The sequence below is a fragment of the Mesorhizobium sp. M4B.F.Ca.ET.089.01.1.1 genome (genome assembly GCF_004022605.1).
Taxonomy (GTDB): Bacteria; Pseudomonadota; Alphaproteobacteria; order Rhizobiales; family Rhizobiaceae; genus Mesorhizobium; species Mesorhizobium abyssinicae.
This window is the reverse complement of the sequence record NZ_RZOS01000206.1, coordinates 1-9794: the sequence shown is the minus strand read 5'-3', so window position 1 is coordinate 9794 and position 9794 is coordinate 1. Positions and strand designations below refer to the sequence as shown.

Genomic DNA, 9794 nt, shown 5'->3' with positions numbered 1-9794 from the left:
GTCGAACACGTCGTGCTCGATCACGGTGCCGTCCTCGCCGACGAACTTGATCGTCAGCTTGCCCTTGCCGGGATAGCGGAAGTCGGTGGCGCGGTACTGTTCGCCAAAGGCGTGGCGGCCGACGATGATCGGCTTGATCCAGCCGGGCACCAGGCGCGGCACGTTCTTCATGATGATCGGCTCGCGGAAGATGGTGCCGCCGAGAATATTGCGGATCGTGCCGTTCGGCGACTTCCACATCTTCTTCAGCTTGAATTCCTCGACGCGCTGCTCGTCGGGGGTGATCGTCGCGCACTTCACGCCGACGCCGTATTTCTTGATGGCGTTGGCCGAGTCGATCGTCACCTGGTCGTTTGTGGCGTCGCGGTGCTCGATGCCGAGATCGTAGTAGTCGAGCTTGATGTCGAGATAGGGGTGGATCAGCTTGTCCTTGATGAACTGCCAGATGATGCGGGTCATCTCGTCGCCGTCGAGCTCGACGACCGGGTTCGCCACCTTGATCTTCGCCATGGAAAGAATGCCTCGTTGCTGGGGATCGGAACGGCCTTGCCCGCATGGCGTTCGGCCGGAGATGCCGAGCGTATATCAAAGGCTTTTTGAGCGCGCAAACGGCGATCGGCGGTGCCGCTTGATGCCATTCTTTGCGAAAGCTTCATTTTCGCCGCCGAATATGGCAGGGGTCGCCGAAATGCCGCAAACAGCAGTTCATTGACGTCCATGCCAGCCGACGAACAATCCCGAGACATCCCCATCGCAGCCGGCCCGGCGATCATCCTGGTCGAACCGCAGCTTGGCGAGAACATCGGCATGGTCGCGCGCGCCATGGCCAATTTCGGCCTTGCCGAGCTCAGGCTGGTCAATCCGCGCGACGGCTGGCCGAGCGAGAAGGCGCGCGCCGCGGCAAGCCGCGCCGACCATATCATCGATGCGGTGCGGGTTTTCGACGATCTTGCCTCCGCGGTCTCCGATCTCAATTTCATCTTCGCCACCACGGCGCGCGAGCGCGACGGCTTCAAGGCCGTGCGCGGACCGGTCGAGGCGGGCAGGGCGCTGAGGACGCGGCAGCGTGCCGGGCTGCGCACCGGCATACTGTTCGGCCGCGAGCGCTTCGGCCTCTACAATGAGGAAGTCGGGCTCGCCGACGAGATCGTCACCTTTCCGGTCGATCCTGGCTTCTCGTCGCTCAACATCGCCCAGGCCGTGCTTCTGATGTCCTATGAATGGATGAAGTCGGGACTGGAGGACGAAACCCAGACCAACTTCTCCGGACCGGAACTCGTGCCGGCGACCAAGGAGCAGTTGCACAGCCTGTTCACCTATCTCGAAGGTGCGCTGGAGGCGCGCGGCTATTTCCGCCCGGAAGGGAAGAAGCCGAAGATGGTCGACAATCTGCGTGCCGTGCTGACGCGCGCCGGTTTCGCCGAGCCGGAACTGAAGGTGCTAAGGGGCATCATCTCGTCGCTGGACAGATTTTCGCCGGCGATGCCGCGCGGCGATGGCTCCCCCGGCGACGATCCGAGACGGCTGCCCGCCGCTGCCGCGCGCGCCCGCAAGGCGGAAGCGGGCCAGGCGCCCAACGCCAATGGCGACGACAATGACGCGCCGCTGGGCGGCAAGGGCACAGACAATGACTGACCGGCCGATCCTGATGTTCGATTCCGGCGTCGGCGGCCTGACCGTGCTGCGCGAGGCGCGCGTGCTGATGCCCGACCGGCGCTTCGTCTATGTCGCCGACGACGCGGCCTTTCCCTTCGGCGCCTGGGAGGAGCCGGCGCTGCGCACGCACATACTCGATCTCTTCGCCAGGCTGCTCGACCGGTTTTCGCCGGCGATCTCCGTCATCGCCTGCAACACCGCCTCGACGCTGGTGATCGATGCGCTTCGCGAAAGATTTCCCGGCCATCCCTTCGTCGGCACGGTGCCGGCGGTCAAGCCGGCGGCGGAACGCACCCGCTCCGGCCTGGTCTCGGTGCTGGCGACGCCGGGCACGGTGAAGCGGCAGTACACGCGCGACCTGATCAGCAAATGGGCGCAGAAATGCCATGTCCGCCTGGTCGGCAGCGACAATCTGGCCGGACTGGCCGAGGTCTACATGCGCGAGGGCTTTGTCGACGAGGACGCCGTGCGCGCCGAGATCGCGCCCTGCTTCATCGAACGCGATGGGCAGCATACCGACATCGTCGTGCTTGCCTGCACCCACTATCCATTCCTGGTCAACCGCATGCGCAAGACCGCGCCCTGGCCGGTGGACTGGATCGATCCGGCCGAAGCGATAGCCCGCCGCGCCATGTCGTTGCTCCCGCCGGTCAACGGATCCTCGCAAGGCGAGCCCGACATTGCCGTCTTCACCTCCGGCAAGGCGGATTTCGCGGTCAGCCGGCTGATGCAGGGTTTTGGTCTGACGATCCCGTGACGGCAGGAACATCGGCTGGGCGGCTGCGTTCCCTCCCATAGTCAATTGGGAGAAACGACCATGCCTGCCACATCGAAAGCTCAGCAAAAGGCCGCCGGCGCTGCGCTGTCGGCAAAGCGCGGTGACACCAAGAAGAGCGAGCTCAAGGGCGCCTCGAAGGGAATGTACGAATCGATGAGCGAAAAGCAGCTCGAGGAATTCGCGGAGACCAGGCGCAAGGGCTTGCCCGAGAAGAAATCGAAGAGCTGATCTCGCTGCGCTTGGGAAGAAAAGCAAAAACCCGCCTGCGGGGCCGCGGGCTCTCTGTGATTGGCCCGCAGAGCCACGCACAAGCTTGACACCGCCTAAATCTCCGTTTAATCAGCGCGCCAACACCGGGCCGCAATGCCCGGTGGTTTTCTTTATGCGCGAGGCGATGGAAGTTCGATTGTTTCTTCCTAGGCCTTGTTAACTGACGTGTCCCGTGGGTTTTCCGTCGCGTTGCGTGGAAAACCCTGTCAGGTCTCGAAAACGGAGGCCAGAGGAGGGCGCGTTTCCTTCACTCGGAGCATGAGGTTCCGGGTGTATTGTTTTGAAAGGGAATGCGATGAGCAAGCGCGAATCCGCGAAATACAAGATCGACCGCCGTCTCGGCGAGAACATCTGGGGCCGCCCGAAGTCCCCGGTCAACAAGCGTGAATACGGCCCCGGCCAGCACGGCCAGCGCCGCAAGGGCAAGCTTTCCGACTTCGGCCTGCAGCTGCGCGCCAAGCAGAAGCTGAAGGGCCACTATGGCGACGTTTCGGAAAAGCAGTTCCGCAAGGTCTATGAAGAGGCGGACCGCCGCAAGGGCGACACCTCGGAGAACCTGATCGGCCTGCTCGAGTCGCGTCTCGACGCGGTCGTCTACCGCGCCAAGTTCGTGCCGACCATTTTCGCCGCCCGCCAGTTCGTCAACCACGGCCACGTCAACGTCAACGGCAAGCGCGTCAACATCGGCTCGTATCGCTGCAAGCCGGGCGACGTCGTCGAGGTGCGCGAGAAGTCGAAGCAGCTCGTCATCGTGCTGGAATCGGTCGCTCTCGCCGAGCGCGATGTGCCTGACTATATCGAAGCCGACCACAACAAGATGACTGCCACCTTCGCGCGCATCCCCGGCCTTTCGGATGTTCCGTTCGCCGTGCAGATGGAACCGAACCTGGTCGTCGAATTCTATTCGCGCTGATCGGTTGCTTCAGCAATCCATCGAAAGGCCGCCCATTGGGCGGCCTTTTTGTTTGCCGAACCCGCCATGCGGGCACCCTCGCAGAAATCGATTTCGATTTCCGGGCCGATGCGCTAATCCGGGCACGACACTTGTCCCTGGGGCCGATGCGCCATGAATATGCTGCCAGACGTCAAATCCCTCGAGCCGGTCGGTGACGACGCTGAGGGCGGCTTCCATCCCCTGTTCGCCGAGGTGCCGTCCTCCGTCGAGTTCAACAAGCTGCGCAAGCGGCTCCTCAGATTGACGCGCCAGGCGATCGAGGATTTCGCCATGGTGAAGCCCGGCGTGCGCTGGCTGGTAGCGCTGTCCGGCGGCAAGGATTCCTACGGTCTGCTCGCTCTGCTGCTCGACCTCAAATGGCGCGGCCTGCTGCCGGTCGAGTTGCTCGCCTGCAATCTCGACCAGGGCCAGCCGAACTTCCCGAAACACATCCTGCCGGACTACCTCAACGCCAACGGCATTGCGCATCGCATCGAATATCAGGACACCTATTCGGTGGTCACCGACAAGCTGCCCGAAGGCAGCACCTATTGTTCGCTTTGCTCGCGGCTCAGGCGCGGCCATCTCTACCGCATCGCGCGCGAGGAGGGCTGCGCCGCTCTCGTGCTGGGCCACCACCGCGAAGACATCCTCGAAACCTTCTTCATGAACCTGTTCCATGGCGGTCGCCTTGCCGCCATGCCGCCGAAACTCCTCAACGATGAGGGCGACGTCATGGTGCTGCGGCCGCTCGCCTATAACGCTGAGGCCGATCTCGAGAAATTCGCCGACGCGATGAAGTTCCCCATCATCCCCTGCGATCTCTGCGGCAGCCAGGAAGGCCTGCAGCGCAATGCCATGAAGGCGATGCTGGACGACATCGAAAAGCGCATGCCCGGCCGCAAGGACACGATGATCCGCGCCATGACCAATGTGCGGCCCTCGCATCTGCTCGACAGGAAGCTGTTCGACTTCGCCGCCCTCAACGACAGGTAAGACGATCCCCATGACAATTGACGATAGCGCCATCGACTGGCTTGCCGGTCTCCTCTCCGACGCGGCCACTGCCGAGATCATGCCGCGCTTTCGCCGGCTGGGGGAAGGCGACGTCCGCCAGAAGACATCGGCCGCCGATCTGGTGACCGAGGCCGACGTCAATGCCGAGCGGGTGATCACGGCAAGGCTGCGCGAGCGCTATCCCTCGGCCATGATCGTTGGCGAGGAGGCCTGCTCCGACAATCCGGCGCTGCTCGGCGGCCTCGGCGATGCCGAGCTCGCCTTCGTCATCGATCCGGTCGACGGCACCTTCAACTTCGCCTCAGGCGTGCCGCTGTTCGGCGTCATGCTGGGCGTTGTCGTCAAGGGCGAGACCGTCGCCGGCATCATCCACGATCCCGTCGGCAAGGACTGGCTGATCGGCGCCAGGGGCGCGGGCAGCCACATCCGCCACGCTCATGGCGCGCTGGAGAAGGTGCGCGTCGCGGCGGCCGTGCCGATCTCGCAAATGACGGGCGCCGTCTCCTGGCAATACCTGCCGGAACCCGAGCGCTCGCGGCTCGCCCGCAACCAGACCAAGGCGCTGTCGCAGTTCGGCTATCGCTGCGCGGCGCACGAATACCGGCTGCTCGCCAGCGGCCACGCGCATTTCGTCGTCTACAACAAGCTGATGCCGTGGGATCACCTGGCCGGCGTGCTGATCCATCAGGAAGCCGGCGGCTACGCGGCGCGGATCGACGGCAGCGCCTATCTGCCCTCGCATGTCGACGGCGGCATCCTGGTCGCCCCCGACAAGGACAGCTGGCAGGAACTGCGCCGCGAGCTTTGGGCGGAGTAGGGGCAGGAGCCGAGGCCCGATCCAAGCCGGCGGGCAGCCGGAGGCTTCGCGTAGTCCGGAGAACCGCTGATGCGACCTTGGTCGGCAATCCTCGCAGCAGCCCTGGTCATCGCCGTGGTTGCGGCCCCCTGCGAAGCCGGGGCGCAGCAGCGCCGCCCTTGTCACAGTTCCGATCCCATCGACACCCTGGTGGAGATGTCGGACGCCATCTATGCCTGCTGGAAGCCACCGGCTGGAACTGCCGGCATGTCCCTGACACTGCGGTTCTCGCTTCGCCGAAACGGCACGCTCATCGGCAAGCCACGCGCCACCTATTCCGATCTGGGAACCGACCAAGCGCTGAACCGTGCTTTCGTGACGTCCATCCTCAAGGCGCTCGACGAGGCTCTGCCGCTGCCGTTTTCAGACAGCATGGGCGGAGCCGTCGCGGGGCGCATGCTTGCCCCTCGTTTCACCGCAACTGTCGAAGGTGCAAGCTAGTCTAGGGGCGGGCGCAATTCGGGAGCGTCGGTAACACGCATCAGACCGGCGGATTGTGCGGCTGGAACAGCCTGCCGCGCTCTGCCAACAGGATCATCAGCAGTGCCGCCACCGAGACGCTGCAGAAGCCGGCGGCGAGCGGTGTCACCGTGCCGTTGTAGGCCTGCCCGATCAGCGTCCCGAGAATGCCGCCGAGGAAGGTCTGCATGAAGCCTAGTATCGACGAGGCTGTGCCGGCCAGTTGCCCGAGCGGCTCCATGGCGAGTGCGTTGAAGTTCGCGCCGAGCCCGCCGAACGGAAGCATTGCGAGGGCGAAGAAGCCGACGAACAGCCAGAGCGGCATTTGCATTTCGAGCGAGACGACGAGCCAGGCCAGGCTGATGGTCAGGAAGAGCAGCAGCGCGCCCTGCGACAGCCGGCGCATGCCGACGCGGCCGACCAGACGCGAGTTGAGATAGTTCGAGAAGGCGAGCACGCCGGCGACGCCGGCGAAGATCAGCGGGAACAGTTCGCCGACATGGAAGACGTCGAGATAGATCTGCTGCGCCGAATTGATGAAGCCGAACATGGCGCCGAAGATGAAGGTGCTGGCAAAGGCATAGCAGAGCGCGATGCGGTTGGTGAGCACGATGCGGAACCCGCCGACGATGGCGTGCACCGTCAGCGGCCGGCGGTATTCCGGATGCAGGGTTTCGGGCAGGCGCAGCAGCGCCCAGGCCGATACGATCAGCGCGCCCGCCGCCATGGTGATGAAGATGACGTGCCAAGGTGTCGCGCACGATCGAGACGGCGATGACGCGCGTGGCAGCCGCACCGATGCCTTGCACCACCCGGCAGGCGAGCAGCGTAGCGAAGGACGGGGCGATGGCTGCGGCACCCGCCGCCAGGACATAGATCACCAGCCCGACAACCAGCGGCGCGCGCCGTCCGAAGCGGTCGGAGACCGGGCCGAACAGGAGCTGGCCACCGCCAAAACCCAGAATGTAGGCGGTGATGACATATTGCCGGTGGTTTTCATTTTCGACACCGAGCGAGGCGCCGATCTGTTGCAGCGCCGGCAGCATGATGTCGATCGCCAAAGAATTGAGCGCCATCAGCGCCGCGCAGAGCGCGATGAATTCCCAGCGCGGAATGGGCAAACTGGTTGCCGATTGCTGCGCTACTGCCTGCTTGTCCACCGCTAGATCCGATCTTCCAAACGAACCTGCGCCGGTTGGCCGGCGCATCGATCCGTCTCGTTCCCGGTATCGAGAACCAAAGTGCCGAGGTGGGGGCGGCCCCGGAAGCCAGCGCCGGCGCTCAGGCGCCGGCAGGCGCGTTCAGTCAGGCAGCGCCTTTGACGCTGACGCCCTTTTCGACGAGGAACGTCTGCAGTTCGCCCGCCTGGAACATCTCGCGCACGATATCGCAACCGCCGACGAACTCGCCCTTGACGTAGAGCTGCGGGATGGTCGGCCAGTTGGAATATTCCTTGATGCCCTGGCGCAGCTCGGCCGAAGTCAGCACGTTCACGCCTTTGTAGTCGGCCCCGATATAGTCGAGGATCTGAACCACCTGGCCGGAGAAGCCGCACTGCGGGAAGCCGGGCGTGCCCTTCATGAAGAGCACCACGTCGTTGCTCTTCACTTCGCTGTCGATGTAGTCGTTGATACCGCTCATGGAGAATCCTTTCACGCCTGTGGGAGTCAGGCTCGAAACATAACCATCAAATAAACCCATAGGTTGACCGAAACAAGGTATTTGCCTTGCTGGCGCCGAAATGGCGCAAAAGATGGCCTGACGCTGCACCAAGTCCCTAGCTGCCAATCCTCCCGGAGCGTAATGAAAAAGCGCCATCTCGCGACGATCCTGATCGGCGTCCTGCTCGTCGCCCTGGCCGCGGCCCTTTGGCTGAGGCCGCGGGAACGCCCGCCGCTCGTCGTCGGCGGACTGCCCGCACCGTGCCGGGATTTGAGCTTCGAGGCGGTCCCCTATGTCGTCTGCGAGATCGATCTCAACTCCTATGACGTCGGCCTCTTCCATGCCGGCGCTGACGGCAAACCCTACGGCTCGCTGGAGGTGTTCGACAAGGCGATGAAGGGGCTGGGGCGGCCGGTCCTGCTTGCCATGAATGGCGGCATGTACCACGAGGACCTGACGCCGGTCGGCCTGCTTGTCGAGGATGGCAGCGAAAGAGCGTCGCTCAACCTTGCCGACGCCGAGGGCAATTTCTTCCTGAAGCCGAACGGCGTGTTCCTGATCGGCAGGGACGGCAAGGCCGCGGTGATGGAAAGCAACGCCTATGCCGGCGCCAAACCCGATTCCGTCTTCGCCACGCAGTCGGGCCCGATGCTGGTGGTCGACGGCGCGCTGCATCCTCGCTTCGACCAGAACGGCACCTCGCGCTATGTCCGCAACGGGGTTGGCGTGCGCGATGGCGGTACCGTCGTGCTGGCGATCTCGCGCTCGGAAGTCAGCCTCGGCAGCTTCGCGCGGCTCTTCCGCGACGGGCTTTCCTGTCGCAACGCGCTGTTCCTCGACGGCGTGGTCTCGGCGCTGTCGGACGGCGACAGGATGATCGTCGGCGGAAAATACCCTGCTGGCCCGATCATCGCGGTGTCGGCCAGGAAGACGGCGCAGTAACCCCCAAGAGGCCTTGAGCTTGTCTCCGCCGCCAAAGCCGCGGCCATAACAATATAGCTATAGCTAAATCTTGAAGCATCCGCTATGCTTACCGCGATCTGGAGGATGCTGGCATGACCGAGACGAGATCCCTGCTGGAGCGCAAGTTCGATCGAAGGTTGCTTCTGGCCGGTGGCCTCGCGGCTGCAGGCGGCACGGCGGTGGTGGCGAGCGCGGCGCGCGGGCAGACAAGCCATGCCGGTCACGAGATGCCGGCGGCAGCTGCTGCCGAAGGCCAGCCGGCGCATCTGTCCGCTCCTGGAGCGATGATCACGGTCGGCGAGGTCGACGACGCCCGAAACGGCTTCGACCCGGTGAAGCTGGTCAGCGATTGGGAGACCGGGACGGTATCGACGCTGCCGGACGGGCGCACGCTTCGCACGTTCGAAGTCACGGCGGAAGACAAGGAGATCGAGATCGCGCCGGGCATCATGTTTCCAGCCTGGACCTATAATGGCCGGGTGCCGGGGCCTTCGCTGCGCGCGACCGAAGGCGACCGGCTGCGGATCGTCTTCCGCAACCAGGGCTCGCATCCGCATTCGATGCATTTCCACGGCATCCATGCCGCGCGCATGGACGGTGTCCCGGGCGCCGGCCTGATCGGGCCGGGTGAGGAGTTCGTCTACGAGTTCGATGCCAGGCCGTTCGGCTGTCACCTCTATCACTGCCACGCGCTGCCGCTGAAGCGGCATATCCAGAAGGGCATGTACGGCGCTTTCGTCATCGATCCCGACCCGGCCCGTCATCCGGAACACGACGCGGTCGCCCGCTCGCGCCTGCTCGGCACGCCTGAGAATGCCGGCTGGCAGGAGTTCGTGATGGTCATGAACGCCTTCGACACCAATTTCGACAACGAGAACGAGGTCTACGCCGTCAACACGGTCGCCCACGCCTACGCGAAGAAGCCGATCAGGGTGCTGAAGGACAAGCCTGTCCGCATCTATCTCATCAACGTCGTCGAGTTCGACCCGATCAACTCCTTCCACCTGCACGCCAATTTCTTCGACTACTACAATCAGGGCACGACGCTCAACCCGACGCTGAAGACCGTCGATCTGATCACCCAGTGCCAGGCCGAGCGCGGCATCCTCGAGTTCCACTTCCGCGAGCACGAGCCGGGCCTCTATATGTTCCACCCCCACCAGTCGGAATTCACCGAGCTCGGCTGGTCAGGCATGTTC

The 9794-nt window shown here is 64.0% G+C and carries 11 protein-coding genes and 1 pseudogene; 9 read left to right on the top strand and 3 right to left on the bottom strand.

Translation table 11 applies throughout. The features are described 5' to 3' along the window. Window positions 1-510, bottom strand: a 510-nt coding sequence (locus tag EN780_RS19370) for an isocitrate/isopropylmalate family dehydrogenase (RefSeq protein ID WP_245500020.1), incomplete at its 3' end; no start/stop codon positions are given. A 207-nt stretch (window positions 511-717) separates the two neighbouring features. Between EN780_RS19370 and EN780_RS19365 the strand changes: the two genes are divergently transcribed. From EN780_RS19365 to EN780_RS40705, 7 genes are all read left to right on the top strand, one after another. Continuing rightward, complete coding sequence (locus EN780_RS19365; protein WP_128275024.1) at window positions 718-1635, top strand: RNA methyltransferase; 918 nt, start codon at window positions 718-720, stop codon at window positions 1633-1635. Next, window positions 1628-2413: a glutamate racemase gene (gene murI, locus EN780_RS19360; RefSeq protein WP_127282341.1), complete on the top strand. Its 786-nt coding sequence runs from the start codon at window positions 1628-1630 to the stop codon at window positions 2411-2413. The genes EN780_RS19365 and murI overlap by 8 nt, the downstream gene beginning before the upstream one ends. A 60-nt stretch (window positions 2414-2473) precedes the next feature. Continuing rightward, window positions 2474-2662, top strand: coding sequence for a DUF3008 family protein (locus EN780_RS19355; protein WP_126054849.1), 189 nt, complete (start codon window positions 2474-2476; stop codon window positions 2660-2662). A gap of 337 nt (window positions 2663-2999) precedes the next feature. Then, window positions 3000-3617, top strand: coding sequence for a 30S ribosomal protein S4 (gene rpsD, locus EN780_RS19350; RefSeq protein WP_126054848.1), 618 nt, complete (start codon window positions 3000-3002; stop codon window positions 3615-3617). 159 nt (window positions 3618-3776) lie between these two features. Then, window positions 3777-4634, top strand: a complete 858-nt coding sequence (ttcA, locus tag EN780_RS19345) for a tRNA 2-thiocytidine(32) synthetase TtcA (protein WP_189556613.1) — start codon at window positions 3777-3779, stop codon at window positions 4632-4634. Window positions 4635-4644: 10 nt separating this feature from the next. Next, window positions 4645-5472, top strand: a complete 828-nt coding sequence (locus EN780_RS19340; RefSeq protein WP_128275022.1) for an inositol monophosphatase family protein — start codon at window positions 4645-4647, stop codon at window positions 5470-5472. 246 nt (window positions 5473-5718) lie between these two features. Next, entirely contained in the window at window positions 5719-5952 is a 234-nt protein-coding gene (locus EN780_RS40705; RefSeq protein ID WP_245500019.1) for a hypothetical protein, read from the top strand. A gap of 40 nt (window positions 5953-5992) precedes the next feature. On the opposite strand, the pseudogene EN780_RS19330 reads toward EN780_RS40705, so the two are convergent. Next, window positions 5993-7085, bottom strand: a pseudogene (locus EN780_RS19330) (multidrug effflux MFS transporter). Window positions 7086-7275: 190 nt separating this feature from the next. Continuing rightward, window positions 7276-7611, bottom strand: coding sequence for a Grx4 family monothiol glutaredoxin (gene grxD / locus EN780_RS19325; protein ID WP_127282336.1), 336 nt, complete (start codon window positions 7609-7611; stop codon window positions 7276-7278). Between the two features lie 162 nt (window positions 7612-7773). Here grxD and EN780_RS19320 point away from each other — a divergent pair, with 162 nt between their 5' ends. Together EN780_RS19320 and EN780_RS19315 are read left to right on the top strand one after the other, a co-directional pair. Next, window positions 7774-8574: a phosphodiester glycosidase family protein gene (locus EN780_RS19320; protein ID WP_128275021.1), complete on the top strand. Its 801-nt coding sequence runs from the start codon at window positions 7774-7776 to the stop codon at window positions 8572-8574. Window positions 8575-8687: 113 nt separating this feature from the next. Continuing rightward, window positions 8688-9794: multicopper oxidase domain-containing protein (locus tag EN780_RS19315; protein WP_128275020.1), on the top strand; the 1107-nt coding region annotated here is incomplete at its 3' end.

Coding starts and splice junctions, on each gene's coding strand:
- ttcA (WP_189556613.1), top strand. CDS start 3,777: ATGCTGCCAGACGTCAAATCCCTCGAGCCGGTCGGTGACGACGCTGAG.
- murI (WP_127282341.1), top strand. CDS start 1,628: ATGACTGACCGGCCGATCCTGATGTTCGATTCCGGCGTCGGCGGCCTG.
- EN780_RS19355 (WP_126054849.1), top strand. CDS start 2,474: ATGCCTGCCACATCGAAAGCTCAGCAAAAGGCCGCCGGCGCTGCGCTG.
- EN780_RS19320 (WP_128275021.1), top strand. CDS start 7,774: ATGAAAAAGCGCCATCTCGCGACGATCCTGATCGGCGTCCTGCTCGTC.
- EN780_RS19365 (WP_128275024.1), top strand. CDS start 718: ATGCCAGCCGACGAACAATCCCGAGACATCCCCATCGCAGCCGGCCCG.
- EN780_RS19340 (WP_128275022.1), top strand. CDS start 4,645: ATGACAATTGACGATAGCGCCATCGACTGGCTTGCCGGTCTCCTCTCC.
- rpsD (WP_126054848.1), top strand. CDS start 3,000: ATGAGCAAGCGCGAATCCGCGAAATACAAGATCGACCGCCGTCTCGGC.
- grxD (WP_127282336.1), bottom strand. CDS start 7,611: ATGAGCGGTATCAACGACTACATCGACAGCGAAGTGAAGAGCAACGAC.
- EN780_RS40705 (WP_245500019.1), top strand. CDS start 5,719: ATGTCCCTGACACTGCGGTTCTCGCTTCGCCGAAACGGCACGCTCATC.